The 22,292-nt window shown below is 66.8% G+C and carries 32 protein-coding genes and 4 tRNA genes; 14 read left to right on the forward strand and 22 right to left on the reverse strand.

What is annotated here, in order from left to right:
- The first annotated feature begins 289 nt into the window (after nt 1–289).
- Nucleotides 290–481, forward strand: coding sequence for a hypothetical protein (locus A5732_RS27110; protein WP_064951749.1), 192 nt, complete (start codon nt 290–292; stop codon nt 479–481).
- 65 nt (nt 482–546) lie between these two features.
- On the forward strand, nt 547–1,047 hold the full coding sequence (locus tag A5732_RS18965) for a hypothetical protein (RefSeq protein WP_076102994.1): 501 nt from the start codon (nt 547–549) through the stop codon (nt 1,045–1,047).
- Nucleotides 1,048–1,050: 3 nt separating this feature from the next.
- Here A5732_RS18965 and A5732_RS18970 read toward each other — a convergent pair whose 3' ends face one another.
- Nucleotides 1,051–1,500: a MarR family winged helix-turn-helix transcriptional regulator gene (locus A5732_RS18970; protein WP_076051883.1), complete on the reverse strand. Its 450-nt coding sequence runs from the start codon at nt 1,498–1,500 to the stop codon at nt 1,051–1,053.
- Nucleotides 1,501–1,562: 62 nt separating this feature from the next.
- Between A5732_RS18970 and A5732_RS18975 the strand changes: the two genes are divergently transcribed.
- Nucleotides 1,563–1,931, forward strand: coding sequence for a VOC family protein (locus A5732_RS18975; protein ID WP_076051884.1), 369 nt, complete (start codon nt 1,563–1,565; stop codon nt 1,929–1,931).
- A gap of 45 nt (nt 1,932–1,976) precedes the next feature.
- On the opposite strand, the gene A5732_RS18980 is transcribed toward A5732_RS18975, so the two are convergent.
- The 3 genes from A5732_RS18980 to A5732_RS18990 all read right to left on the reverse strand — a co-directional run bounded on the left by A5732_RS18980 (nt 1,977) and on the right by A5732_RS18990 (nt 3,526).
- On the reverse strand, nt 1,977–2,498 hold the full coding sequence (locus A5732_RS18980) for a hypothetical protein (protein WP_076102995.1): 522 nt from the start codon (nt 2,496–2,498) through the stop codon (nt 1,977–1,979).
- Between the two features lie 196 nt (nt 2,499–2,694).
- Nucleotides 2,695–2,982, reverse strand: coding sequence for a hypothetical protein (locus A5732_RS27815; RefSeq protein ID WP_076051985.1), 288 nt, complete (start codon nt 2,980–2,982; stop codon nt 2,695–2,697).
- 244 nt (nt 2,983–3,226) lie between these two features.
- Nucleotides 3,227–3,526, reverse strand: coding sequence for a hypothetical protein (locus A5732_RS18990; protein WP_076102996.1), 300 nt, complete (start codon nt 3,524–3,526; stop codon nt 3,227–3,229).
- A 166-nt stretch (nt 3,527–3,692) separates the two neighbouring features.
- On the opposite strand from A5732_RS18990, the gene A5732_RS18995 reads away from it, so the two are divergent.
- Both A5732_RS18995 and A5732_RS19000 read left to right on the forward strand, forming a co-directional pair.
- On the forward strand, nt 3,693–4,154 hold the full coding sequence (locus A5732_RS18995; RefSeq protein WP_076051887.1) for a universal stress protein: 462 nt from the start codon (nt 3,693–3,695) through the stop codon (nt 4,152–4,154).
- Nucleotides 4,155–4,228: 74 nt separating this feature from the next.
- Nucleotides 4,229–4,528 carry a hypothetical protein gene (locus tag A5732_RS19000; protein WP_076102997.1) on the forward strand — a complete coding sequence of 100 codons (300 nt, stop codon included), beginning with the start codon at nt 4,229–4,231 and terminating at the stop codon, nt 4,526–4,528.
- Nucleotides 4,529–4,556: 28 nt separating this feature from the next.
- Here A5732_RS19000 and A5732_RS27365 read toward each other — a convergent pair whose 3' ends face one another.
- The 6 genes from A5732_RS27365 to A5732_RS19025 all read right to left on the reverse strand — a co-directional run bounded on the left by A5732_RS27365 (nt 4,557) and on the right by A5732_RS19025 (nt 5,864).
- A complete protein-coding gene (locus A5732_RS27365; RefSeq protein WP_170879977.1) occupies nt 4,557–4,715 on the reverse strand; it encodes a hypothetical protein in 159 nt (52 codons plus the stop codon).
- A gap of 34 nt (nt 4,716–4,749) precedes the next feature.
- The gene (locus A5732_RS19005; RefSeq protein WP_170879978.1) at nt 4,750–5,160 is read right to left on the reverse strand and encodes a hypothetical protein; all 411 of its coding nucleotides are present in this window, start codon (nt 5,158–5,160) and stop codon (nt 4,750–4,752) included.
- 57 nt (nt 5,161–5,217) lie between these two features.
- A complete protein-coding gene (locus A5732_RS19010; RefSeq protein WP_076102998.1) occupies nt 5,218–5,502 on the reverse strand; it encodes a hypothetical protein in 285 nt (94 codons plus the stop codon).
- A 98-nt stretch (nt 5,503–5,600) separates the two neighbouring features.
- A tRNA-Val gene (locus tag A5732_RS19015) sits at nt 5,601–5,675 on the reverse strand.
- 14 nt (nt 5,676–5,689) lie between these two features.
- A tRNA-Cys gene (locus A5732_RS19020) sits at nt 5,690–5,763 on the reverse strand.
- A 28-nt stretch (nt 5,764–5,791) separates the two neighbouring features.
- A tRNA-Gly gene (locus tag A5732_RS19025) sits at nt 5,792–5,864 on the reverse strand.
- 181 nt (nt 5,865–6,045) lie between these two features.
- Between A5732_RS19025 and A5732_RS19030 the strand changes: the two genes are divergently transcribed.
- Nucleotides 6,046–6,117, forward strand: a tRNA-Val gene (locus tag A5732_RS19030).
- Nucleotides 6,118–6,214: 97 nt separating this feature from the next.
- Here the strand turns inward: A5732_RS19030 and A5732_RS19035 are convergent.
- Nucleotides 6,215–6,715: a universal stress protein gene (locus tag A5732_RS19035; protein WP_076051910.1), complete on the reverse strand. Its 501-nt coding sequence runs from the start codon at nt 6,713–6,715 to the stop codon at nt 6,215–6,217.
- A gap of 347 nt (nt 6,716–7,062) precedes the next feature.
- On the opposite strand from A5732_RS19035, the gene A5732_RS19040 reads away from it, so the two are divergent.
- The 3 genes from A5732_RS19040 to A5732_RS19050 all read left to right on the forward strand — a co-directional run bounded on the left by A5732_RS19040 (nt 7,063) and on the right by A5732_RS19050 (nt 8,736).
- Nucleotides 7,063–7,509 (forward strand): hypothetical protein, encoded by a 447-nt coding sequence (locus A5732_RS19040; RefSeq protein WP_076102999.1) that lies wholly within the window; start codon nt 7,063–7,065, stop codon nt 7,507–7,509.
- Nucleotides 7,510–7,523: 14 nt separating this feature from the next.
- On the forward strand, nt 7,524–7,817 hold the full coding sequence (locus tag A5732_RS19045; RefSeq protein WP_076103000.1) for a hypothetical protein: 294 nt from the start codon (nt 7,524–7,526) through the stop codon (nt 7,815–7,817).
- Nucleotides 7,818–7,905: 88 nt separating this feature from the next.
- The gene (locus A5732_RS19050; RefSeq protein WP_076103001.1) at nt 7,906–8,736 is read left to right on the forward strand and encodes an enoyl-CoA hydratase/isomerase family protein; all 831 of its coding nucleotides are present in this window, start codon (nt 7,906–7,908) and stop codon (nt 8,734–8,736) included.
- Nucleotides 8,737–8,772: 36 nt separating this feature from the next.
- Here A5732_RS19050 and A5732_RS19055 read toward each other — a convergent pair whose 3' ends face one another.
- A complete protein-coding gene (locus tag A5732_RS19055) occupies nt 8,773–10,332 on the reverse strand; it encodes a long-chain-fatty-acid--CoA ligase (protein ID WP_076103002.1) in 1,560 nt (519 codons plus the stop codon).
- Between the two features lie 93 nt (nt 10,333–10,425).
- Nucleotides 10,426–11,028 carry a hypothetical protein gene (locus tag A5732_RS19060; protein WP_076103003.1) on the reverse strand — a complete coding sequence of 201 codons (603 nt, stop codon included), beginning with the start codon at nt 11,026–11,028 and terminating at the stop codon, nt 10,426–10,428.
- 250 nt (nt 11,029–11,278) lie between these two features.
- Here A5732_RS19060 and A5732_RS19065 point away from each other — a divergent pair, with 250 nt between their 5' ends.
- The 3 genes from A5732_RS19065 to A5732_RS19075 all read left to right on the forward strand — a co-directional run bounded on the left by A5732_RS19065 (nt 11,279) and on the right by A5732_RS19075 (nt 13,881).
- On the forward strand, nt 11,279–12,070 hold the full coding sequence (locus A5732_RS19065; RefSeq protein ID WP_076103004.1) for an SDR family NAD(P)-dependent oxidoreductase: 792 nt from the start codon (nt 11,279–11,281) through the stop codon (nt 12,068–12,070).
- Between the two features lie 18 nt (nt 12,071–12,088).
- Nucleotides 12,089–13,030, forward strand: a complete 942-nt coding sequence (locus A5732_RS19070) for a catalase family peroxidase (RefSeq protein ID WP_076103005.1) — start codon at nt 12,089–12,091, stop codon at nt 13,028–13,030.
- Between the two features lie 80 nt (nt 13,031–13,110).
- On the forward strand, nt 13,111–13,881 hold the full coding sequence (locus A5732_RS19075; RefSeq protein ID WP_142254622.1) for a sulfite exporter TauE/SafE family protein: 771 nt from the start codon (nt 13,111–13,113) through the stop codon (nt 13,879–13,881).
- 45 nt (nt 13,882–13,926) lie between these two features.
- Here the strand turns inward: A5732_RS19075 and A5732_RS19080 are convergent, their stop codons facing one another.
- Nucleotides 13,927–15,012 carry a glutamate--cysteine ligase gene (locus A5732_RS19080; protein ID WP_076103007.1) on the reverse strand — a complete coding sequence of 362 codons (1,086 nt, stop codon included), beginning with the start codon at nt 15,010–15,012 and terminating at the stop codon, nt 13,927–13,929.
- A 22-nt stretch (nt 15,013–15,034) separates the two neighbouring features.
- Entirely contained in the window at nt 15,035–15,472 is a 438-nt protein-coding gene (locus tag A5732_RS19085) for an anti-sigma factor antagonist (protein WP_076051918.1), read from the reverse strand.
- 159 nt (nt 15,473–15,631) lie between these two features.
- On the opposite strand from A5732_RS19085, the gene A5732_RS19090 reads away from it, so the two are divergent.
- Nucleotides 15,632–16,249: a TetR/AcrR family transcriptional regulator gene (locus tag A5732_RS19090; protein ID WP_076051919.1), complete on the forward strand. Its 618-nt coding sequence runs from the start codon at nt 15,632–15,634 to the stop codon at nt 16,247–16,249.
- Here the strand turns inward: A5732_RS19090 and A5732_RS19095 are convergent.
- Both A5732_RS19095 and A5732_RS19100 read right to left on the reverse strand, forming a co-directional pair.
- Complete coding sequence (locus A5732_RS19095) at nt 16,246–16,914, reverse strand: DedA family protein (RefSeq protein ID WP_076051920.1); 669 nt, start codon at nt 16,912–16,914, stop codon at nt 16,246–16,248. The two genes, A5732_RS19090 and A5732_RS19095, sit on opposite strands and share 4 nt — an antisense overlap.
- A gap of 36 nt (nt 16,915–16,950) precedes the next feature.
- Nucleotides 16,951–17,760: an SGNH/GDSL hydrolase family protein gene (locus tag A5732_RS19100; protein ID WP_076103008.1), complete on the reverse strand. Its 810-nt coding sequence runs from the start codon at nt 17,758–17,760 to the stop codon at nt 16,951–16,953.
- Between the two features lie 50 nt (nt 17,761–17,810).
- On the opposite strand from A5732_RS19100, the gene A5732_RS19105 reads away from it, so the two are divergent.
- On the forward strand, nt 17,811–18,626 hold the full coding sequence (locus A5732_RS19105) for an IclR family transcriptional regulator (RefSeq protein WP_076103009.1): 816 nt from the start codon (nt 17,811–17,813) through the stop codon (nt 18,624–18,626).
- Here the strand turns inward: A5732_RS19105 and A5732_RS19110 are convergent.
- The 5 genes from A5732_RS19110 to A5732_RS19130 are packed head-to-tail and all read right to left on the reverse strand — an operon-like array spanning nt 18,614 to nt 22,275.
- Nucleotides 18,614–19,342: a class II aldolase/adducin family protein gene (locus A5732_RS19110; protein WP_076103010.1), complete on the reverse strand. Its 729-nt coding sequence runs from the start codon at nt 19,340–19,342 to the stop codon at nt 18,614–18,616. The two genes, A5732_RS19105 and A5732_RS19110, sit on opposite strands and share 13 nt — an antisense overlap.
- Complete coding sequence (gene hcaB / locus A5732_RS19115) at nt 19,339–20,133, reverse strand: 3-(cis-5,6-dihydroxycyclohexa-1,3-dien-1-yl)propanoate dehydrogenase (protein ID WP_076051924.1); 795 nt, start codon at nt 20,131–20,133, stop codon at nt 19,339–19,341. Before hcaB ends, A5732_RS19110 begins: the two co-directional genes overlap by 4 nt.
- The gene (locus A5732_RS19120) at nt 20,130–20,396 is read right to left on the reverse strand and encodes a hypothetical protein (RefSeq protein WP_064951723.1); all 267 of its coding nucleotides are present in this window, start codon (nt 20,394–20,396) and stop codon (nt 20,130–20,132) included. The genes hcaB and A5732_RS19120 overlap by 4 nt, the downstream gene beginning before the upstream one ends.
- A complete protein-coding gene (locus A5732_RS19125; RefSeq protein ID WP_076051925.1) occupies nt 20,393–20,932 on the reverse strand; it encodes a 3-phenylpropionate/cinnamic acid dioxygenase subunit beta in 540 nt (179 codons plus the stop codon). The genes A5732_RS19120 and A5732_RS19125 overlap by 4 nt, the downstream gene beginning before the upstream one ends.
- Nucleotides 20,929–22,275, reverse strand: coding sequence for an aromatic ring-hydroxylating dioxygenase subunit alpha (locus tag A5732_RS19130; RefSeq protein WP_076051926.1), 1,347 nt, complete (start codon nt 22,273–22,275; stop codon nt 20,929–20,931). Before A5732_RS19130 ends, A5732_RS19125 begins: the two co-directional genes overlap by 4 nt.
- Between the last annotated feature and the right edge of the window lie 17 nt (nt 22,276–22,292).

The following is a 22,292-nucleotide window of genomic DNA, read 5'->3' on the forward strand; positions in this document are numbered from 1 at the left end:
GCAACTCCGATTGAACGTAAGGTGCTTGCGGACTGGGCTCATAGCCTGTTTGCTGTACGAGAGGCGTCGGCAGCCGGTTCAGGGTGAAATCCTCAGTCCGCGAGGATCTAGAGCAGCGGGGAGGGCCGTATCTTCTTGCGGCGCATACTATTTAACCCAACCGTGGGGGCGCCTCGCGACCCCACCGCCGTGCCGCACAAGATCCAGACCAGACCATCGACGATCTACAGTTCAGGCGATTGCGTGGGCACTTCCGCAATACCAAATCACTGGTTCTGACGGATCGAGCGTGACCCTCAAACGCGTCGACGAATTGAAGCCCGGAGACCGGATCCGAATGAAGATCGGGCACGCTACGGTCGTCGCTACTGAGCCCATGGACGACGACCGCACGATGCTCACCTTCACCTACGGGACTAAGGGCCCCGCCGACAACGCGCTGACCGTGGATGTCCTCGACGACGACGAGTGGGGCTGGTAGGACGGCGAGAACCTTGTCGGCGACGGTTCCGCATACGAGTATTGGATGGGACCCGAGGAGGAACCATGGCTGCAGACCGTCTGACAGGCTTCGCCGCTGCATCCGCCATGTCGCTCGCGATTGCCCTGCAGGTTTCCCCTGCGGCCCTCGCCGACAATCCGTCCTGGAATGGCCAATACGCGATCACGTTCATGGTTGGCCCCAAGGCCGGGACCAGCATGGCGGTCGGCGACCCTGAGACGCAGCACACCGAAACCTACGGGTTCAGCTCGAGCTGTACGAACGGGAAGTGCGTCGCCACCATCGTCAGTGGCCCTCCGCCGACCAATCCGACGGTTCCGCAGCCGGTGCAGTTCACCTGGGACGGCAAGTCCTGGTCGCAAACCAGCGATTTCCAGTGGGATTGCATGATGCCCGACACCACGATCCAATGGAATCCAGCCCGAGCCGAGACGCGCTACACACCCCAACCGGACGGGTCGCTCGCCGGGGTCATGCACACCGACATCCTGAGCGGCGCGTGCCAGGGCACCATCGACATGGATATGTCGGCCGTGCGCGTGTGAACGCTATGCACCATCGCGCAGACAGTGAATCATGCTCTGCAACAGCCGGAACGCGTCCGACTGCTCGGCCTCGGTCATCCCGGCCAGCATTCTGACTTCGACGGACCGGACCGCGGCGGACGCCTTCTCTAGGCTCCGTCGGCCGCGCGGCGTGAGCCGCGTGGGAAGGACCTTGCCGACGGGTGCCTCCGCAGGCCTGGTCACGTAGCCGTCTCGTTCCAAGGCCTGGAGCAGGACATTCATCGACTGCCGTGTTACGAACGCGCCGCGCGCGAGCTCGGAGTTCGACAAGCCCGGGCGTTGAGCCAGCAGCTCGAGGCAGGAGTAGTGCGTCACGCTCATCCCGAGCGGCCGCAGCACCTCCTCCATGGCTGAGCGAAGGGCGCTCGACGCCTCTTTCAGCAGGTAGCCCAGTGACGTCTCCAGGTCGACGCCGGCACCGTCTTGACTCATGTCAGTATTCTGACATAGATTGTCCTGTGTCAGAAAACTGACATGAACCGAAGGAGCATCTCATGCCCGTCACCGGCCCCGACTTCATCTCGCTCCAAGCGCGCGACCTCGACGCCTCGCAGGCGTTCTACGAGCAGTACCTCGGCCTCGTCCGTTCGCAGGCCGGCCCTCCGCACGCCGTCGTCTTCGAGACGAAGCCGATCGCATTCGCACTTCGCGACGTTATTCCCGGAACCGATCTCGCATCCGTTGCTCAGCCCGGCATCGGGACGGCGATCTGGCTTCACGCCACGGATGTCCAGTCCATTCACGACGCTCTTGCCGCCGACGGCCACACCATCGTCTCCGAGCCGATTGACGGCCCCTTCGGTCGGACGTTCACTTTCGCCGACCCCGACGGCTACCAGGTCACTCTCCACGACCGCGCGTGACCGGCCGCGCCAAGGATGATCCGGTTGTCCCGCAGGGCAATTCGCTCAGGTGTGGACTTTCCAGCCCGCTAATGGGGTCGGGGCCGCGGGAGCGTCGGGATCGTTGAACTCGATGTATACGTCGCCCTGCTTGATTGTGCTGTCGTAGGCGATGAATCCGTGCGCGGTCTGGCCGTTGGTGACGCTGCCCGAGCGCAGCGGCGGCACCTTGTTGATCTTCTGGTAGTCGATCAGAGATGAGCCGCCCTGCACATCGCGGTTCGGGTCCTGTCGCCACGGGGAAGAGGCGGCGGTCAGCGAGGCCTGGCTGTAGTTGAACGGCGCGTTGGACTTGCCCTCGATGGTCAGTTCGATGACGTTGCAGCCCCCGCCGCCGGAGCAGCCGGACGAGACCCAGGTTGCGTTGTTAAGCGTGACGTCGGCGGTCGCGGTGCTGTACTCCGTGACATGGATGCTGGTGCCGGATTTCCCGGTCGGGAAAGGCGACTGCTGGGACGTCGGGTCCGCGGTGCCATGGGGCGCAGTCAAACACGCCGTCAGCGCCAGCGTCGCTGCGAGCGCGCTCATGTGAGCAGGTCTGGTCACTGCCAGAAGATAGCGCATGCGGGGATTTGAGGGCGAGTTCGCGCCTTTTGGCCCCGGCCTCGAGAAGCGCCATTGAGCTGCAATCCGGTTCTGGCCTACGCCGCCCCAGTTGTCTTCCGGGGGTGATGAATTCAAGTTGCGACCCCTCTGTCATTTAGGTGTCGCGAGGAGGGTGGCGTCACGGCTGCGGCGGCGGGGGCGGCGGTGCAGGCGGGTTGTCCCAACTGCCCGGCGTGCCGGCTGGCACCTGCACTCCGAGCCAGTTGCACGGCATCATCGATCGCCACGCAATGAACGCGCATTGCTGTTCGGGTGTCAACGGACTGGGACCCGCGCAGGGCGGCGTCCCCGGCGCACCGCAGACCGGATCGGCCGATGCGAGCGGCGCGTACGCGAAAGTGCCAGCCGCGAACATCAAAGCGACGGCGGTGATCATCGTGGTGACAAGACGTCGGGTGCGATGCATAGGCCCCTCGAATCTGTAGCGCTTGCACGGATCGTAACGCCAGCTCAGGACGCGGATGGTCTGTTTGAAAAATGGCTGGCTTAACTCACCGAATCCGCGCAACCACATGTCGACCGCCCGGCAGGCGGACCGGAAGCTGAGTCAACACACCATTATTCGGCAAGCACGCCGTGATAAAGCCTTGGCGCATAACACATTCCAGAAATGCGGCGCACTCTTCGCGACGATTTAGCCGGGTGTTGCGCTAGTGCGGCAGGTTTTCCTGATAGCACCGCACTCGGGTGGCGGCGTCCTCCGGCTTGACCCCCATATCGATCAATCTCCGGATTACTTCTTGCGAGGGAATACCACCAGCGATGTCGTTATCGATCACATGCAGGCTGGGAAACCAATTCTCTGCGCTGACTCCCGGTGGTGGGGGCTTCGCATCGCCCCCTATGCACTGAACGTAACCAGGGACGCCGGTGTCAGCGTGAGCTGGCGGCGCCCCCATCGGCACAGCAATGGCGATGCCGACCGCCGCAGTGACATAGACGAAACGCATGCGGGCATTATCCCGCGTTCGCATCGTTTAACAACCACAAATTTGGGGCGCTCCCGCGCCACGGCTCTCGAAGGTGCAGAAGGGGCCGGCCGGTACCGGGGTGGGGGACCGATTCCAGATGATTTTCCTTCTCGACTGCCGCCGCCGGCCTTACACTGCATGAGAAATGAGCGCCTATCAGACGGTCGTGGTCGGCACAGATGGCTCGGACTCCTCGCTGCGCGCGGTGGAGCGCGCAGCCGCGATCGCTGCGGATCACGGCGCGAAATTGATCGTCGCGACGGCGCACCTCCCAGTCCCCGAGGAGCGCGGCCGCTACGCCATCCCGCCGGGCAGCGACCATGGTCAGGACTACCGGACGGTGGGCGAGGCCCCTTACTACGCGATCCTGCGGGACGCCAGGGAGCGGGCGCACCAAGTCGGGGCCAAGAACGTCGAGGAGAAGTCGATCGTCGGCGCACCCATCAACGTGCTGGTGCAGCTTGCGGAGGACGCCGATGCCGACCTTCTGGTCGTCGGCAACGTCGGACTCAACAGCGTCGCCGGCCGGCTGCTGGGATCAGTTCCTTCCGCCGTGTCCCGCAGGTCCAAGACCGACGTGCTGATCGTCCACACCACCGACGCCTGAACCCCGTTACGAATCGGTCGGGTCAGCGAGCAGTTTGCTGATTACCGATCGTTACAGCTGGGTAATCATGTGACGTGCGTCTCACCTCCGCCGCCGCGATCGGCACCGCCATCACCGTCTTGTTCAGCGCCCCGGGGACGCTGATGGTCGCGTCCGCCCACGCCGACTTCAGTGGTTACCGCCGCTGCGTGGGAAAGATGACGGAACCTATCGCGGGACATGACCCGCAAAACTTGCAGCTTGTCGGCGTCATTGAAATGGATCTCGATTCTGGCGTTAGTCCCGCTGCTGAGGCGCAGAGGGTAGCCCAGATGGGATTCGACCCGTCCTTTGCCAGAGGGGTCGTTCAGTGCGTGATTGAAGAGCGCCCGTAGGGGAGCGTTCGGGCGGCGGTCCACCAGGTTATGCCGCCCTGTTTTGGCGGCGCTCTTGTTCGCGCGCTTCCAAGTCTTTGAGTTGTAAGTTCCTGAGCCGGAACTGTTTCCGCGCTTGCCTGACGAAGAACCAGCAAGGCAGGCCTACCAAGACGAGAAAGACCAGCAAGGTGATGAAGGTCGCCATTTGAGTATCTCCTTTTTATCCGTGTGATTGCGGTTCATGCCCCGCAGTCGGAGCTGTTCACCTTGCTGCCGTTGACGATCTTGCAGAACGGGAACCCGTTGTCCCCGCCCCCGGCACTGAAGGTCATGCCCTGTCCGCCGTCTACGAGCTGCAGCGTCACGAAAGCGCCCCGCTCGAGGAAACCGCTGGTGACGTTGCCGTATGCGGTATCCCACGGGTTGGTCGACGTTTGGACGGAGCCCAGCTGGAAGTTGATCGTTCCCCGACGCGCTGTCTCGACGCCGGAACCGTCGGCATTGACGGTCACACTCTCGCCATGGGCGCCCCAATGGCCGATGAACGGGCCACCGGCGACCGAGAAGGGTTTGCTCAGGTCTGCCTGATTCGGATCGGCCTGCGCCAGCGGGGCGCAGGCGATGCCCGCGGCAAGCACGGCAGCTTTCATGATCACGGAGACCCCCTATGGGGCGTTGATGGCCGGACCGGTTGCGGGTGCACGACGTCATCCGTGAGCGGCGTCTGCTGCGGCAATCAACGCCTGGGCCAGCTTGCGCGCTTCGGCCGGCGCGATGATCGGGGTATCGGGACAGTCGATGACGACCTGGCACTCAGCGTGCCCGTCAACGTATTGCCGCCCGATGACGGAGACCACGATATCGGGCTGTGGCCCGTGGCCGGCGTCGTTGATACTCCACTCCGGGCCGTCGAACACCCTGAACGCTGCCTCGACGTTGTCCCAATCGTCGACCTTGGTTGCCCAGGTCGGCGGTGCAAGGTTGGAATTCATGGCTAGATCGTTTCCGCGATCCCGGGCGCGGGCACGAGTAGTGCACTACCTCAGTTGTGCTGACCTGCGGTCACAGTATCGCCAGAAGCGGCTAATGCTGGTGCGCGATACTGGGATTGAACCAGTGACCTCTTCCGTGTCAGGGAAGCGCTCTCCCGCTGAGCTAATCGCGCCGGGAAACCAAAACTGGAGGTGGAGACGGGAATCGAACCCGTGTGCACGGCTTTGCAGGCCGTTGCCTCACCACTCGGCCACTCCACCGTTGGGGTCCACGCCACTTGCACCTTCGAGCGGATGACGGGATTCGAACCCGCGACCCTCACCTTGGCAAGGTGATGCGCTACCAACTGCGCTACATCCGCGCGCCTCGGACGAGATCGTCGCCCGGTGCGAAGCCCGACGATAGTCCACGTGAGCGGGCACATACAAATTTCTTGGTACGAGCCGTGTCTAGGCTATCGCGACGACGTGCCACACGACGCGGCCGGTATTGTCGGGGGCTGGCGCGTGCTAGTCTTCGACGTCGTTCGCCGTCTCGGCGCCGGTCCCGTGGCTCAGTGGGAGAGCGTCCGCTTCACACGCGGAAGGTCGCTGGTTCGATCCCAGCCGGGACCACTAATAAATCCGCAGGCAGAGACGACCAGCCCACTAATTCTGCAGCCGCAAGGCTTCGCTGAGCGGTCGACGTGGCGTAGGCCTGGGTGGTTCGGCCTCAGTCGGTGGTATGGACGAGCAGCACGTCGGTCTTCGCCCTGCGCAAGACATTTCCGGGCACCGACCCAAGCCACTTGTCGCTGCGCGTGGCTAGTCCCACGTTGCCAACCACCAACAGATCAGCCTTAACGTCCTTGGCGAGGTGGAACAGCGCATGTACCGGATCGCCCCTAATGGGTCGCGCCTCAATATCCTTCGCCCCAGCCGCCCTTGCCCGCTCCTGGGCCTCCCGCAGGATCGCATAGATGCCGGCCATCCCGTGCACCTTGTAGTCCCCCTCATTCCCGAGGACGACCTCAGCGCGGCCATCAAGCACACGATCCGGCCGGGCTGGTTTGCCCCAGCCCCCCTTCTCGCCCTTTTCCAGGTAAGACAAGTGCGCCATCGCGATAATCAACTTCGCATTATTTCTCGCGGCGAACGCGGCGGCGTGGTCCACCGCACAAAACGATGTGTCCGAGCCATCAGTGCCGACCACCAGGGTCTGATAGGCGCCCATTTCGCTCCATCTTCGCTGTGAGCCCCCCGGGTGAGGGTGCCCACCAACGTGCGCCCTTTACACCTCCAGATTTCGTAGAGCTCGCTAGCCGTCATGTACCTCCCGGCGTTGGTGACCGGATTCGCCGCGGTGCTTATTTCGGCAAGAAACGCCCCGCCCAGCACGCCGGTGGCCTGCAACAAGATCACGGCCGGCGTGGTCGTCGGTGTGGATTTTCATGCCGACTGGCCGCCGTCGGCCCCTCCTTCACCGGCACCGTCCTCGGCGCCCCAGGCGCCCGCCCCGCCAGCCCCAGAACCGCCCCTCTGACCGCGGCGCCCTTGCCTGAACGGGCCCGCTAAGCCACGATGAACTGCATGAGTAAGGTGACCCTAACTACGGAGCTGCCGATCCCGGTCGAGACGGCGTCCGCCTTGGCGCGCAAGCCCGAGCTCATGAAGCACGTCCTCAGCCCGGTCCTGCGGGCGTACCGCCTCGAGCTCCCCGAGCGCATCGAGGTCGGCACCCAGGGATCGGCGCGGCTCTGGTGGTTCGGGGTGATCCCGGGCTGGACGCATCACCTCACCATCAAGCGACTCGACCCGACCGAGATCTACACCAACGAACACGGCGGACCCGTCCACACCTGGAATCACCGCCTGACGTTCGAACGCATCGACGACCGCAGCTGCCGCTACACCGACGAGATCGAAACCGACGACGGCGTGCACGGGCTACTGACCCGCGCCTTCGTCCGGGTCATGTTCCGCCACCGGCACCGGCGGTGGCGCAAGCTCGCGCAGATCCTGCACTGAGAGGACGGTGAACCATGGTCGGCAACCAAGAGGGCGTCGGCATGCTCAAACTCGAATGCCCGCAAAGCCATCCCGTCGGCCGCATTCTCAAGGACGCCCCGCATCAGGCCATGCAGTTCGATCCCGGCGCCCAGGTCGGGCCGCGCCGGTTCTGGCCGGACGAGGACGAACAGCCGAACTTTACAACGCGCTGCAGGTTCTGCGATAAGCCGGTGGGGGACACCACGTCCACTCTGCAAACCAAACTCGCTTCGGTGCTCGCCGATGCGTCCGCGACGGCCGAGACGGCGACGCTGCCCTACGTGTAGGCGCCCGGCACCGCGGCTACCGTAAGAGCTACAGTAGCGGCGTTGCGGCGCGACGTACCCGCGGCGACGCCGATCCGAGAGGAGTCCCGTGGCGCAGACACCGCAGAACACTCCCCGTCCGCCCGAAGGTGATTGGCTGGGCACGCCGTACCTGCGCTTCGAGCGTCAGGGCCCGATCGCCGTCTGCACCATCGACCGGCCGGAGGCGCGCAATGCCCTGAGCCCGGCGATGTATTTCGGGATCCGTTATGCGGTGGGGCGTCTCAACGAGGACAAGGACCTGGCCGGGCTGGTGCTCACCGGGACCGGTGATGTCTTTGCCCCCGGCGGCGACATGGGCGGTGGGGGAGGCGCGGACAACTGGATCACCTTCGGTTCCGCGCTGGGCATGGACGTGACGCCGTTCGACGCGGTGCGCACCTCCGGCAAGCCGATCGTGTCCGCGGTCAACGGGTTGTGCCAGGGTGGTGGCTTCCAGATTGCGCTGTGCAGCGACCTGTCGGTGGTGAGCGATCGGGCGACCTTCCGGGTGCCCGAGCTGTTCCGCGGCTACGCCGACACCTACTACAGCCAGATGCTCACCCGCGTCATCGGGCCGGTGCGCACCCGCGACCTGATGTTCACCGGACGGGTGCTCACCGCGGTCGAAGCCCTCGACTGGGGCCTGGTCACCCGCGTCGTGCCGCACGAGGGCCTACTCGACGCGGCGAAAGACGTTCTCGCGCAATGCTGTCGAACCGCGCCGCGCGCCCGTGGCGTCATCAAGTCGAGCATCGACAGCTACCTGGGTCTCTATGACCGCATCGGCATGACCGCCAGCCTGTCGGACGCCGAGGCCATCGAAGGCTTCCGCTCGTTCAAGGAGCGCCGCTCACCCGACTGGGTGCACCCGGAGTTGCGCGTCGAGGGACGGCTATAAGTCGATCCACTCGCTGCCCAGCATCCACGCAAGTGCTCATATGCCGCGCGCCCGGTTGCGCCAAAACGGTTCGCGCAGCTGAGTTTTCAGGATTTTTCCGCTGGCGTTGCGGGGGAGTTCGGCCACGAAGTCGATCGTGCGCGGACATTTGAAGCCGGCCAGGTGCTGTCGGCAAAACTCGATGATGTCTTTCGCGTCGGCCTCGCCGTCGGCCACCACGATCGCCTTGACGGATTCGCCCCAGAAGTCGTCGGGCACACCGATCACCGCCGCGTCCCCGACGGCGGGATGCTCGATGAGCACGCTTTCCACCTCGGGGCCGTACACGTTCTCGCCGCCGGTGATGATCATGTCCTTGATGCGGTCTTCGATGTAGACGTAGCCGTCGGCGTCCAGGCGCCCGATGTCCCCGGTGCGCACCCAGTCGTCGGCGGTGATCGTCTCGGCCGTCGCGTCCGGACGGTTGAGGTAGCCGGTCATGTTCTGGTTGCTGCGCACCCACACCTCGCCGGATTCCCCGGGCGGCAACGGGTTTGCGGTCTCGGGGTCGACGACGCGAAGCTCGCAGCCCAGCACCGCCTTGCCGGCCGCCAGCTGCAGCTCGGGCCGCGCCGCGTCGCGGTGATCGTCGTCGGACAGCGCGGTGACCGCGCCGCACAATTCCGTCTGCCCGTACACCTGCACGAATTTCGTGTCGGGCCACGTGGACAGCGCCCGGTGCAGCAAGGGCAGCGGCATCGGTGCGGCGCCGTAGACGATGTAGCGCAAGCCGGCGATCGCGGCGGTCGCCGCCTCACCCGCATCCAGGAACCGGGCGATCACCGGCGGGACGAAGAACGCGTGGGTGGCGCCCGCGCGCACCGCGCCGATCAGCGTCGCGGCGTCAGGCTCACGCGTCATGAATGTCGGTGCCCCGGAACGGATTCCGAACAGGGCATAGCCGATCCCGCCGACGTGGAACAACGGCATGGCGACCAGATTCGCGTCGCCGTCGGCGAAGGGAAACGCCGGAGCCAGGTTCGACGCGTGGTTGACCAGCGCGCGCTGGCTGAGCAGCACGCCCTTGGGGCGGCCGGTGGTGCCGGAGCTGTAGATCACCAGCGCGGTCTCGTTCTCGTCGACGCTCGAATCGGGCTGCGTCGGCGCCGCCGCGGCGAGCAGCGACTCGTACTCGTCGCCGATCTCGATGATGCGTTCCACGCCCGGCGCTCGCTGGGCGGCCGCCTCGGCCGCGGCGCGCAGCTCGGTGCCGACCAGCAGGACGCGGGCGCCGCTGTCGGCCAGCACATGCACGAGTTCGTCGCCGATCACCCGCCAGTTGACCACGGTGGCGACCACGCCGATGGAGGCGCCGGCGATGAGCACCTCGAGACAGGCGGGGTGGTTCTTGTCCAGGAAGGCCACGCACTGGCCCCGCTCGAGCCCCGCGTCGCGCAGCGCCCCGGCCGTGCGACGAATCCGCGAGCTCCACTCTGCCCAGGACCACTGGCGCTCGCCGAAGCGGATGGCGATCGCGTCGGGCCGCTGCTGTGCGTGTCGTTCCACGATGCCGGCGAGCGTCTCCGCCGTGCTGGTCGTCGTGTCGGCTGGTGGCATGGACCCCTCCGCGTTCGATTCGTTCCAGTTTTTAATACGCGGTCGGTCCCGCGCGCGCGACGCCGACCCTCGCCGGCGCGGGTCGCCAGCGCCTCACTCCATGGAGCCGATCATCATTCCGCCGTCACCGGCGGCCTGGGTGGTCGCGCTGCTGTCCTGCCGGAAGTCGATGAACGCCGATCGGCCGTTCGAGGTGTTCAGCAGCTCGGTGAACGTGCCGATCACCGGAATCGTGCCCTGCGGGTGCACCACGGTCGCGGTGTAGTTGACGGAGGCCTCCTGCTGGAAATTGGCGCCGGGCAGCGCCTTGGTGTCGGGTGGGTTCAGGCGGTTCACATCGGTCAAGATGGCAGAGGCGCCGCCGGTGAACTGGTCGATGTCGGCCTGCAGGAGCCCGGCGGCATCCGTGCCGCCCGCGGACTTGACCGTGATGCGCAGCTGCGCGCTGGTGTCGGCGTTGTTCAGCGCCACCCAGTTCGGGCCGCGGTGTCCGACCGTCCAGCCGGGCGCGGGGGTGACCGAGACGCCCTGCGCGATGGCGATCGCGTCGTCGGAAGCCAGCGTGATCGCGGCGGTGCGTTCGGCGCGGTTGGCGGAGCAGGCCAGGACGACCACGGCGATCACGGCGGCCGCGCTCACCGCCCCGCCACGCCGGTCGGCCCGACGGAAAAGCAGCTGGGGCTGAGTTGCTGACATCGTGATTCCTAACGCCGTCGGGCGCTGCGAAATTCGCCCGTCGGCTCATCGTCCTCCAGTGGCGGCGGCAATGTCCAAGTTGGGTTTGCTATAGCTTGATACAGCCGAGGTATCAAACCGCGATACGGCTCTGTAAAACTCAGGGCGCGAACCGGTTTGGCACTTAATCCGATATTCGCGAACCGACTGCGCGGCGGTGTGTCACCATGACTGGGCCGACCGGCCCGACCTGCCCAGACAAGGATCCGACATGGTGAACCCCGAGCGCGCCCGTTCCCGCACCTTCGTCGTGACCGGCGCCTCATCGGGAATCGGACTGGCCACCGCGCGGCGGCTGTTGGCCGAGGGCGGGACCGTGATCGGTGCCGACTTGGCCGCCCCGCCCGACGACCTGGGCCCGGGGTTCACCTTCGTGTCCGCCGACGTGACCGACGAAGCCGCGATCGCCGCGGTGCTGGCCGCGGTGCCGGGCCGCCTGGACGGGCTCTTCCACGCCGCCGGTGTCGCCGGGGGAGGCCCGGTGCACCTGCTCGATCGTGCCGAATGGGACCGGGTGATCGGCATCAACCTCACCGGCACCTTCGTGGTGGCGAAGGCGGCTCTGGCCAGGATGATCGAACAACCCCGGGCCGACGGCGAGCGGGGCTCGATCGTGACCGTCGCCAGCGTCGAGGGCCTCGAGGGCACCGCGGGCGGCAGCTCGTACAACGCGGCCAAGGGTGGCGTCGTGCTGCTCACCAAGAACATCGCGCTCGACTACGGGCCCAGCGGCATCCGGGCCAACGTCATCTGCCCAGGGTTCATCGAAACGCCCATGGCGCACAGCGTCTTCAGCATCCCCGGGATGGAGCGCCCGCTGGCCTCCATCACCAAGGAACACGCCCTGCAGCGGCTGGGGCAGCCCGAAGAGATCGCCGCCATGGCCGCCTTCCTGCTGTCTCCCGACGCCTCGTTCGTCAGCGGCCAGGCACTTGCCGTTGACGGCGGCTACACGGCCGGTCGCGATCACGGTGTCGTCGAACTCTTCGGCTTTCCCAGGTGATCCGACTAAGATTCGTCCATGAGCGGTGGACTTACTCCTGACAAGGCGATCGAGGCGATCCGGGGCGCCGGGGGAGCACAGCCCGGTTGTCGCGCATTGCACGCCAAGGGCACCCTGTATCGGGGCACGTTCACCGCAACCCCCGACGCTCTCATGCTCTCGCGCGCACCACATCTCGATGGCTCGACCGTTCCGGCGCTGATTCGCTTCTCCAACGGATCCGGCAACCCCGAGCAGCGCGACGGCGCGTCCGGTGTGCGCGGGATGGCGGTGAAGTTCACCCTGCCCGACGGATCCACCACCGATGTCTCGACGCAGACCGCCCGCCTGTTCGTTTCCAGCACACCGGACGGCTTCATCGATCTGCTCAAGGCGATGCGTCCCGGCCTCACCACACCGCTGCGCCTGGCCAAACACCTGCTTTTCCATCCGAACCTGCTCGGCGCGCTGCCCGTCCTGCGCGAGGCGAACCGCGTCCCGGCCAGCTACGCCACCACCGAATACCATGGCCTGCACGCCTTCCGCTGGATCGCCGCCGACGGCAGCGCCAGATTCGTTCGCTACCACCTGGTTCCGACCGCGCCCGAGGAATACCTGTCGGGATCGGATGCCGGCGGTAAGGATCCGGACTTCCTGACCGACGAGCTGAAGGCCCGGCTGGACGACGGGCCGGTGCGGTTCGACTTCCGGGTGCAGATCGCCGGGCCCACTGACTCGACGGTGGACCCGTCGGCGGCCTGGCAGAGCACGCAGATCGTCACCGTCGGCACGCTGGCGATCACCGGCCTGGACACCGAACGCGAGCACGGCGGCGACATCGTGGTGTTCGACCCGATGCGCGTCACCGATGGCATCGAGCCCTCCGACGATCCGGTCCTGCACTTCCGGACACTGGCGTATTCCGCCTCGGTCAAGCTGCGAACCGGCGTGGATCGCGGCGCCGAAGCCCCGCCCGCCTGACTGGGGGTTCCCGCGGCGACAGTCGCCTCGCGCCGAAATCGGCCGCAGGTTAAGGTTTTTCTTCGGTGTCGCCATTTCAGATGTTTCTCATTTGCCTGGCCGGGCTGGGTGCCGGCGCGATCAACGCGCTGGTCGGGTCCGGCACCCTGATCACCTTTCCGACCCTGGTGGCGCTCGGCTACCCGCCGGTGACGGCCACCATGTCGAACGCGACGGGCCTGGTCGCCGGCAGCGTGTCGGGCACCTGGGGCTATCGCGCCGAGCTGGGCGGCCAGTGGGATCGGTTGCGGTGGCAGCTACCGGCGTCGCTGGCCGGCGCGGTGGTGGGCGCCTATCTGCTGTTGCACCTGCCCGAAAAGGTGTTCGCCGAGATCGTGCCGGTGCTGCTGGTGCTGGCGCTGGTGCTGGTGGTGATCGGGCCGCGGATCCAGGCGTGGACGGCCCGCCGCGCCGCGGACGCGGGACGCTCACCCGAGCACGTCAGCCAGCGCCGGATGGCCGCGCTGGTGTTCGGCACCTTCGCCGTCGGCGTCTACGGCGGTTATTTCACCGCGGCACAAGGCATCCTGCTGGTCGGCCTGATGGGTGCCCTGTTGCCGGAGTCGGTACAGCGGATGAACGCGGCCAAGAACCTGCTGGCCCTGGTGGTGAATGTGGTTGCCGCCGTTGCCTATACGTCCGTGGCGTTCGACCGGATCAGCTGGCCGGCCGCCGGCCTGATCGCGGCCGGCTCACTGGTCGGCGGGCTCCTCGGGGCGCGTTACGGGCGCCGGCTGTCGGGCAGCGCGCTGCGCGCGATCATCGTGGTTGTGGGTTTGATCGGCCTGTATCGCCTGCTCGCGGTGGCCTGACGAGAGACCAGGTACGGCAACGGTTTTGACCGCGTCGGGCTTACCTCAACTCAGCGTGGCCGCGGCGGCTTCGGTGATGACATCCATCGCCTCACCGCGTTTGCGCCACGCCCGCAGGTGACGCATCGCCCCGTTGCCGTCAGCTATGACTCGGTCGAGTTCGTGGCAAACGCGGTCGTATTCGCCTAGCGACTCCAGCGCGGGACGCACCCGCTGCACCAGGGCTCCCAGTTGCTCACCCGCTGGCACCGCACCGCGGCCGTGGATCAAATCCAGTGTGCGGCCGGATATCCCGTCGTGTGCGGCCTTCCAGTACGCCGCGCGCAGCGCACCGGGCGGTAGCCGCCTCGCGTCATCGGGCGAGTCGAGCGCGGTCATCACCGCCGCCCGGATCAGGGTGGCGAGCAGGACGGTCTCGGCGACGGTGGCCGGCACGTCGGCCACCCGGACCTCGACCGTCGGGAAGTCCGCGGACGGGCGTACGTCCCAATAGATCATTTTTTTGTCCAGGATCACCCCGGTGTCGACCAACCGGCGCACCGCGTCGTCGTACTCGTCGGGTGAGGCGAAGAACGGCGGCGCTCCGGCCGCGGGCCACCGCCGCCACAGCACGCTGCGCCAGCTCGCGTGGCCGCTGTCCGCGTTGCGGTAGACCCGCGAATTCGCCGACAGCGCAAGCAAAGACGGCAGCCACGGCCGCAGCCAATTGCTGACATGGATGGCCGCGACGCGATCGGGCACCTGCACGTGCACGTGGCAACCGCAGATGCCTTGTTCGTGGGCGATCATCCCGAACTCTTCGCCGATCCTGCGGTAGCGCGGGGTGTCGGTGACGGGAAACTCGTGCGGTGTGGTCGGCGGAAGCCCGCAGGCCAGCAGCTGGACGCCGGCGGCCTCGGCGGCCTGCGCCGCGGTGCGCCGCAGCCGGCTCAGCTCCTCGCCAAGCTCGCCGCTGGTCGAAGCCACCTGCGAGGTGGTTTCCACCTGACAACTGCTCAATTCGAGCTGAAGCGCGACGCCGCGCCGCTCGGCTTCCGCGGCCACCGCCGCGTTGTGCGGGGCGGGCGCGCCGGTCTTCGGATCGATGAGGAGGAATTCTTCCTCGGCACCAAAGGTGGGATGGTCGCCCATGAGCCGATTACGGCCCGGGGATCTACCAGCGAGCGGCCGCGGACAGCGCGGAGTCGACGGTGGGGTAGATCGGCAACACACCCCCGAGACCGCACGCGTCGACAATGCGCTCGACGATCGGCTCGCAGCTCACCAGGCGCAGGTCGATGTCGCGTTCGCGGCAGCCCTTGGCCTCGTCGGCCAGCACCTCGAAGGCGCAGCAGCCCATGAAGTCGAGTCCGGTGACGTCGACGACGAAGAAGCCGGGCGCGGTGACACCGCTGGCCGCCTCGCGCACCAGGTGGCGCCAGGTGTCCTCGTTGCAGGCGTCGACCTCGCCCCCGGCGTAGATCACCACCGACGCGCCGCTGCGATCCGCGGTCGCCCGCAGTGTGGAGTTGGGATCGCCGAGTTCGTAGACGAGCTTGGTGCTCAGCGTCAAATGACTCGTGGGCATCGCTTCAACAATGGCGAAATTCATGGTGGACCCCCTGATCGACAAGCGCCCTGCGGCGCCCCGATGGATGCCCGTCCTAATGTCTGAAGACAGACTGTTTGTTCGCTTATGCGAATCTCATTTCTATAACGAGACAGGGCGGTCTGTCTACCGGTGGGGGCCTAAGAGTACGTTAAGTCCTGTATGACAACTCCGGATGTCGGAGCACCCACCGCGTCGCCTCGTGAACGCGTACTGACCGCCGCATATGACCTGTTCAGCCGGCGTGGTATCCGCGCGGTGGGCACCGACGAGGTGATCGCGCGGGCCGGTGTCGCCAGGGCGACGCTGTACCGCCATTTCGCGACCAAGAACGACCTGGTGCTGGCCGTGCTGGAGCGCCGCGAGGAGCTCTGGACCCGCGGTTTGATCGAGGAGCAGTCGCGCCAGCGCGGCAACACCCCCGAGGAACAGTTGCTGGCGATCTTCGACGTCATGCATGACTGGTTCCGGCTCAGCGACCGCTACGAGGGTTGCTCGTTCATCAATGTGCTGCTCGAGGTGGGACCCGATCACCCGGCCGGTCGGGCCTGCATCACCCACATCGACCGCGTCCGCGACATCGTGCGGGGCCGTGCCGTTGCAGCCGCCTTGACCGACGTCGAGGAATTCGCCTCGTCCTGGCACATTTTGATGAAGGGCGCGATCATCCTGGCCGCCGTCGGGGACCTGGACGCCGCCCTGCGCGCCCGCAAGATGGCCCGCACTTTGATCGACGAACACCGGCCGCGGTTGGTGGCGGACGCCGGCGAGGCCGTTTAGTCAGACGGTGTCGACGCGCCTGCGCCGGCCTTGCGGTAATGCTCGGCCTCCAATTCCGCGATCATCCGGGATGTGCGTTCCCGCAACAGGATTGCGGCGGTAAGCCCGGCCACGACGGCGATCACCAGGCCGATCCAGGAGAATCGTTCCAACCAGCGCTCGGCGGCGATTCCGGCGAAGTACACCAACGCGGTCGTGCCGCCCGCCCAGCAGATGGCGCCCGAGACGTTGGCCGCCAGGAACCGCGGGTAGTGCATCTTCAGCGCCCCCGCGAGCGGGCCGGCCAAAATCCGTAGCAGCGCGATGAAGCGGCCGAGGAAGACGGCGCGAACACCCCAGCGGTTGAACAACTTTTCGGCGAGCGCGATGTGGCCGGGCCCGAAATGTTTCGGGAACCGCCGCCCGAGCCGGTCGAAAAGCGGCATGCCGAACCGTCGGCCGATCGCGTAGCCGATCGAATCGCCGATCACCGCGCCGAGCACGGCGGCGACGCCGACCCCGACCGGATTGACGGCCAGCTCATGGTGCGACGACATCAGCGCCGCCGTGACCAGCACGATCTCACCCGGCAGGGGAATCCCCAGGCTCTCGATGCCGACCACACCTCCAACCACCAGGTAGACCGCGAGCGGCGGAATCGAGTGCAGCAAGGGCTCCAGATTCATGCGTCAAGGATGCCTGACCGGCCGCGGGTACGTGGCTTAAGGTGTCCGCTTGAATTCGCTCGGGGCGTCCAGCCCCTCCAGCCGCGGGCGCTTGGGTTCGCGCCCGTCGTACGACGACAGGCCGCGCAGCCGCCGCCAGATCCACGGGAAGAAGCTTTCCTGCGTCCAGCGCAACTGCTCGAATGTGCCCGCCGCGAAGGAACGCTGCGTGGGGTTGAGGCCGCCGAGCGCCCAATCATGGTTGCTGTCAGGCAAATTGAGTGCCTCGGCGGCCGCGGCGGCGAACAGCACGTGGCCCTTGGTGGACGCGTGCACCCGATCGATGGCCCAGGTGTCCAACTCGCGCATCGACGGTGCGTTGTACAGGTCGACGAGCCGGAACCCGTAGCGATGGGCGGCCGCGCTGATGGCCCCGTTGATCCGGGCGAGCCGCCCCGCCACCAGCCGGCCCAGCGGCAGGAACTGGGCGACGTTCGGGAAGGTCGTCGTCACCACCGTCGCGCCCGAATCGGCCAGCGCGGCGTAGATGTGCTCGAGGTCGGCCAGGGCGGGCGCAAACGATCGCCCGGGCTGGATGACGTCGTTCATGCCGGCGCAGACGGTGATCAGGTCGGGCCGCATCGCCAGCGCCTGCGGAAGCTGCTCGGTGAGCACGTGACCGATCCGTTTTCCACGGATCGCGAGGTTGGCGTACTGCAGGCCGGGATAGAGCGAATCGACCATCACCGCGAGCCTGTCGGCGAATCCGAGCAGGCCGATCGTGTCGTCGCCGTCCCACAGGCCCTCGGTCTGGCTGTCACCGATGGCGACGTAACGGCGGTATCCAGCGTGAATAGCCCCGCTCACGATGCCGAGAATAATACGAAGCCGCGCCCATAACTGGTTACCGTGGATCCATGCCACACAAGCGTGAGCCCGACGCCGGGGATGCCGAGGCGTCGCCCGTCGCCGATTCGCTTGCGCCGCAGTATCCGATCGAGTCGGTCGACAACGCGCTCAAGCTGTTGCTGCTGTTGGGTGAGCAGCCGCAGATCCGGCTGAGCGAGGCGACCCGCTATCTGGGCGTGGCGTCGTCGACCGCGCATCGCTTGCTGGCGATGCTGGCCTACCGCGGATTCGTCCGGCAGGACCCGGTGTCAAAGGCCTATCTGCCCGGTTCCTCGTTGACCGGGGTGGCGTTCGCCATCTTCGGCCGCATCGACATCGCGCGAACCGCCGCGCCCGTCATGCGCAGCCTCAGCGAACAACTGCGCGAGACGGTGCACGTCGGCATGCTCGACGGACCCAGCGTCCGCTTCGTCGCCGCCGTGGAGGGGCCCGCGGCGGTGCGGGTGGCGTCGCGGCTGGGCCGGGCCATGCCGGCCCACTGCACCTCGACGGGCAAGGTCATGCTGGCCCAGTTGCCGCAGCCGGAACTGCGCGCGCTGCTGCCGCGCGAGCAGCTGAAGCGCATCACCTCGCATTCGATCGGCAGCCGTACCGAGTTGGAAGTTGAGCTCGCCGGCATCCGCGAGCGCGGCTACGCCACCAACCGGGAAGAGAGTGAGGAAGGTGTCGCGTCGGTCGCCGTGCCGATCCCGACCCGCGCGCCCGGGCTGCGGCTCGCGCTCAACGCCGCCGCGCCGCAAGACCGGCTGACGGCCTCCCGGTATCCGACCGTGGCCGCCGCACTTGTGGCCGCCGCCAAGGAGATTGGCGATCAGCTCTCGTAATCGGCAAGCCGTGCCACCTCGTGGCGCCAGGCCGCCTCGGCGGTGAACGCAGGCCCCAGGTCGGGCAGGTCCTCCCAGTCCGCGTCGTCGATGTCACGCAGGGTGCCGCCGGCCGCGCGCACCCGCAACGACATGCGGGCCAGGGCGTCGAGGCTGATCGCTTGCAGCACCGCCTGCGGCACAGTGGCGGCGGCGCTGGTGATTCCGTGCCCGCGGCAGATCACGACCGGACGGCCGCGCATCGCGGCCACCATTTCCTTGCCCAGCCGCGAATTCCGGATCAGCACGGCGCGTTCGTAGACGGGCACACCGCCGCGCGCCAGCCAGGCGCCGGGGATGTCATGGGCGCCGTAGATCGGCCGGATCGTGATGCCCGCCAGATCGGCGGCGACCACGTCCGGGGGATGCAGGTGCGCGACGGCGGCGTGACGGGGGTCGGCCAGCATGGTCTCGACGTGGATCGGCAGTTCGTTGGGAACGCGATACCCGTCGAGTTCGCCTGGGGCACCGGCGGTGCCGTCGAATCGGATCAGCCGGATGTCGTCGGCCCGGGTGAACGCGACACCGGTGTCGGCATCGCTTCGGCAGCGCACCAGCAGGCGCTCGTCGTCGACTCGCAGGCTCAGGTGGCCCAGGATGCCGTCGACTAGTCCGCGGGCTGCCGCGACGCGGCAACCCTGCGCCACCAGGGCGCGCTGCTGATCCAGATCCGTCATCGTGGTGCGCCCAACCCGAATCCGCCGTCCGGCCGGACGGTTTCGCCGGTGATCCCGTGGGACCGCTCGGACGCCAGGAACACGTAACTCCACGCGTGGTCCTCGCCGGTGAGCGCGACATGCAGGGGCGTGCGCGCGGCGACGTCTCGGGCGCGGTCCGGGCTGTCGTCCAGGCGCGTCTCGTCGAGCCCCAGGCTGGACAGGCCGCGCAGGTCGGTGTTGAGGGTGCCGCCGGGCGCCACGCCGTTGACCCGGATGTCCGGCGCCAGTTCGTGCGCCAACGCCGAGACCAGACCGCGCACCGCGAATTTCGACGACACGTAGAGCACGCCACCGCGTCCGGGATAGAACGACGACGCGGACTCGGTCAGCACGATCGAGGGGCCCCGCGCGCGTCGCAGCGCCGGGATCGCGGCCTTCGCCGCCTGCAGATGGCTCAGCACGTTGGTGCGGAACATCTCGTCGAACGCATCGGGGAGCGCGTCGGCCTCGATGTCGCCCACGCCCCGGTAGAAGTCGAAGACGCCGACACAGTTGACCAGGGTGTCCAGCCCGCCGAAGGCGTCCACCGCCGCGGCGACGGCACGGTCGTTGGCCTCATGGGTGGTGGCGTCGCCCTCGACCACCGGCACCTGCGGCAACTGCTGGCGCAACGCGTCACACTTGCGCGGATCACGTTCCAGCACAGCGACGTTCGCTCCCTCCGCGCCGAACGCGGCCACCACGGCACGGCCGATCCCCGAACCGGCGCCCACGATGAGGGCGCGCTTGCCCTCCAGCCAGCCGGTCACGGTTGAGCTTCGCTCTCGTCGGGCAGCAGTGGCGCATGGGAATTGCCGACCATGGCGGCCAGCGTACGGGGGTTCTGCCAGGTCAACGCCTCGACCTCCAGCGCGTCCAGGGTGATCCACTGCCCGGATCTGGGTGCGCTGATCAGCAGGCGCGATCCGTTGCGGGTGTCGACCCGGCGCACCACCACCTCGGTGAATTCGTTTGCGACGCTGATCGCTTCGCCGACCGCGCCGTCGAGCAGCCGCTGCAGTTCATCGTTCACAGGAACACCGCCAGGTTCTGCATCCGTAGCACCGACTCGTCGGCGATGATCATGCGGCGGGCCAGCTTCCAGCGATGATCGCAGCGGCGCAACACATCCCGGCGCCCGCATGACATCAGCGCGCTGTCGTTGACGTCGCCCCTGCTGCGGAACAGCAGTTCGGCGGATTCGACCACCAGGTGGGCCGTGTCTTCCGGGTCGTCGGCCTCAAAGGTGCGCACGTTGGTGATGAAATGCCGCAGCCGCGACGGAGGGTCCTCGGCCCACACGTGCTCGGTGCCCATCCGCGCGACCCGCTGGCTCAACGAGTATTTGTCCTCGTCGAAATGGTCCATGCCGGGCCCCCTTTCCGGCGAAGTGTCGAAACCGGCGCCGCGCGCGGTCGTGACGCGTACCGGCATGGCGTAGCGGACGTCGTCGGTCAGCGTGTCCAGCCACGCCTCATACTGCTGGGCGTCGAGCAGGTAGGCCTCGTCCACCAGGAACTGATGTGCCTCCAAGTGACGAGGGTCGTTGAACGGCAACGGCTTCCTCATGCGGGCACCCCTTGCAGGTAGTCGGCCCACATGTTCAGCAGCGCCCGCTGGTTGTGCTCGTTGTAGCCGACCTGCGCGCGTCCGGGGCCGTGGAAGGCGCTGGGGGACAAGGCCTCGATGACGGGACGGTCGTCGGCGAGCAGGCCCATCCGGCTGTTCAGCAGGAGCCGTCGCGCCATGGAACCGCCCGCGGTGGTGGTCAGCGACACCCAGTTCTCCACGTCGTCTTGTTCGAACATGCCGGTGGACCCGAAGCACATCAAATAGGCCTTGTACGAGTCTTGTTTGTACTGTGCGGGAGCGGCGGAGTCCACCGCGAACCACGAGCACACCTCGGTCTCGTTCTCGCTGATCGGCTGCCACAACCGGATCGAGATGAACGGCAGCACCTGGTCCTCGCGGTCGTGCACCTTGGGCCAGTTGTGCACGAAGCTGAGGTTCGGAAAGCACGTCGCGGCCGAGATCATGAATCCGTCCTCGCCGACCACCCGTTGCTGTCGGGGCGTCCACACATCTTTGATCCGGCCGATCATGTCATCGGGGTAGCCGACGTAGCGCATCCGCTCCTCGAAACCGCCCGGCGGAAGTTTGTAGGTGGTCCCACCGCCGCGGTGCGCCCAATAGGTGGCCCCGTCCTTGCGCTTCTGGGCCTTCGGTTCGCGGAAGAGCCCGATGTCGACGATCGACGCATGGGTGTGCGGGGTGTGGTACATGTCGCCGGCGAAGTTCTCCGCGCCGATCTTCCAGTTCGCCTTGATCCGCCAGCGCTGCGGCCCCCGCACCTGGACACCGCCCGCGCTTTGTTTCGTGTAGTAGTCCAGGTAGAACTTGAAGTCGCCCAGGAACTCTTCCAGCGGTTCGGCTTTCGGATCCAGGCTGATGAACAGCAGGCCGTTGTAGCTCGCGAAATTCGGTGCGGGCAAAAGGGTTTGGTCCTTCGCGAATCCCTCGTCGCCGCCGTAGGCCTCCCGGTGAAACGGCAATCCGGTGAGCCGGCCGTCGTTGCGGTAGGTCCAGCCGTGATAGGGGCAGCGGAAGTTGGAGGCGTTTCCCATCTCCGCGCGACAGACCTGCATTCCGCGATGCAGGCACATATTGAACAGCGCCCGCACGGTGCCCTGCGAATCGCGGGTGATGATGAACGAGTCGTCGAGCACCCGGCGCACCACGTAGTCGCCGTCCTGGCCGATCTCGGACTCGTGTCCCACGAACGTCCACGCCCGGCTGAACAGCCGTTGCTTCTCCAGCGCGAACAGTTCGGAGTCGTTGTAGATGTGTGCGGGGATCATGCCCCGGCGCACGTTCTCGAAGACCTCGACCAATTCGCCGCGATGGTCTGCCATGGCCCCTCTGCGATTCT

The sequence above is a fragment of the Mycobacterium colombiense genome, from assembly GCF_001953985.1.
Taxonomy (GTDB): Bacteria; Actinomycetota; Actinomycetes; order Mycobacteriales; family Mycobacteriaceae; genus Mycobacterium; species Mycobacterium colombiense_B.

Bases quoted from the DNA above. Each gene is read 5' to 3' on its own strand.
- A5732_RS18965 (WP_076102994.1), top strand. From the start codon at position 547: ATGGCTGCAGACCGTCTGACAGGCTTCGCCGCTGCATCCGCCATGTCG.
- A5732_RS18970 (WP_076051883.1), bottom strand. From the start codon at position 1,500: ATGAGTCAAGACGGTGCCGGCGTCGACCTGGAGACGTCACTGGGCTAC.
- A5732_RS18975 (WP_076051884.1), top strand. From the start codon at position 1,563: ATGCCCGTCACCGGCCCCGACTTCATCTCGCTCCAAGCGCGCGACCTC.
- A5732_RS18980 (WP_076102995.1), bottom strand. From the start codon at position 2,498: ATGAGCGCGCTCGCAGCGACGCTGGCGCTGACGGCGTGTTTGACTGCG.
- A5732_RS27815 (WP_076051985.1), bottom strand. From the start codon at position 2,982: ATGCATCGCACCCGACGTCTTGTCACCACGATGATCACCGCCGTCGCT.
- A5732_RS18990 (WP_076102996.1), bottom strand. From the start codon at position 3,526: ATGCGTTTCGTCTATGTCACTGCGGCGGTCGGCATCGCCATTGCTGTG.
- A5732_RS18995 (WP_076051887.1), top strand. From the start codon at position 3,693: ATGAGCGCCTATCAGACGGTCGTGGTCGGCACAGATGGCTCGGACTCC.
- A5732_RS27365 (WP_170879977.1), bottom strand. From the start codon at position 4,715: ATGGCGACCTTCATCACCTTGCTGGTCTTTCTCGTCTTGGTAGGCCTG.
- A5732_RS19005 (WP_170879978.1), bottom strand. From the start codon at position 5,160: ATGAAAGCTGCCGTGCTTGCCGCGGGCATCGCCTGCGCCCCGCTGGCG.
- A5732_RS19010 (WP_076102998.1), bottom strand. From the start codon at position 5,502: ATGAATTCCAACCTTGCACCGCCGACCTGGGCAACCAAGGTCGACGAT.
- A5732_RS19035 (WP_076051910.1), bottom strand. From the start codon at position 6,715: ATGGGCGCCTATCAGACCCTGGTGGTCGGCACTGATGGCTCGGACACA.
- A5732_RS19040 (WP_076102999.1), top strand. From the start codon at position 7,063: ATGAACTGCATGAGTAAGGTGACCCTAACTACGGAGCTGCCGATCCCG.
- A5732_RS19045 (WP_076103000.1), top strand. From the start codon at position 7,524: ATGGTCGGCAACCAAGAGGGCGTCGGCATGCTCAAACTCGAATGCCCG.
- A5732_RS19055 (WP_076103002.1), bottom strand. From the start codon at position 10,332: ATGCCACCAGCCGACACGACGACCAGCACGGCGGAGACGCTCGCCGGC.
- A5732_RS19060 (WP_076103003.1), bottom strand. From the start codon at position 11,028: ATGTCAGCAACTCAGCCCCAGCTGCTTTTCCGTCGGGCCGACCGGCGT.
- A5732_RS19065 (WP_076103004.1), top strand. From the start codon at position 11,279: ATGGTGAACCCCGAGCGCGCCCGTTCCCGCACCTTCGTCGTGACCGGC.
- A5732_RS19070 (WP_076103005.1), top strand. From the start codon at position 12,089: ATGAGCGGTGGACTTACTCCTGACAAGGCGATCGAGGCGATCCGGGGC.
- A5732_RS19075 (WP_142254622.1), top strand. From the start codon at position 13,111: ATGTTTCTCATTTGCCTGGCCGGGCTGGGTGCCGGCGCGATCAACGCG.
- A5732_RS19080 (WP_076103007.1), bottom strand. From the start codon at position 15,012: ATGGGCGACCATCCCACCTTTGGTGCCGAGGAAGAATTCCTCCTCATC.
- A5732_RS19085 (WP_076051918.1), bottom strand. From the start codon at position 15,472: ATGAATTTCGCCATTGTTGAAGCGATGCCCACGAGTCATTTGACGCTG.
- A5732_RS19090 (WP_076051919.1), top strand. From the start codon at position 15,632: ATGACAACTCCGGATGTCGGAGCACCCACCGCGTCGCCTCGTGAACGC.
- A5732_RS19095 (WP_076051920.1), bottom strand. From the start codon at position 16,914: ATGAATCTGGAGCCCTTGCTGCACTCGATTCCGCCGCTCGCGGTCTAC.
- A5732_RS19105 (WP_076103009.1), top strand. From the start codon at position 17,811: ATGCCACACAAGCGTGAGCCCGACGCCGGGGATGCCGAGGCGTCGCCC.
- A5732_RS19110 (WP_076103010.1), bottom strand. From the start codon at position 19,342: ATGACGGATCTGGATCAGCAGCGCGCCCTGGTGGCGCAGGGTTGCCGC.
- A5732_RS19125 (WP_076051925.1), bottom strand. From the start codon at position 20,932: ATGAGGAAGCCGTTGCCGTTCAACGACCCTCGTCACTTGGAGGCACAT.
- A5732_RS19130 (WP_076051926.1), bottom strand. From the start codon at position 22,275: ATGGCAGACCATCGCGGCGAATTGGTCGAGGTCTTCGAGAACGTGCGC.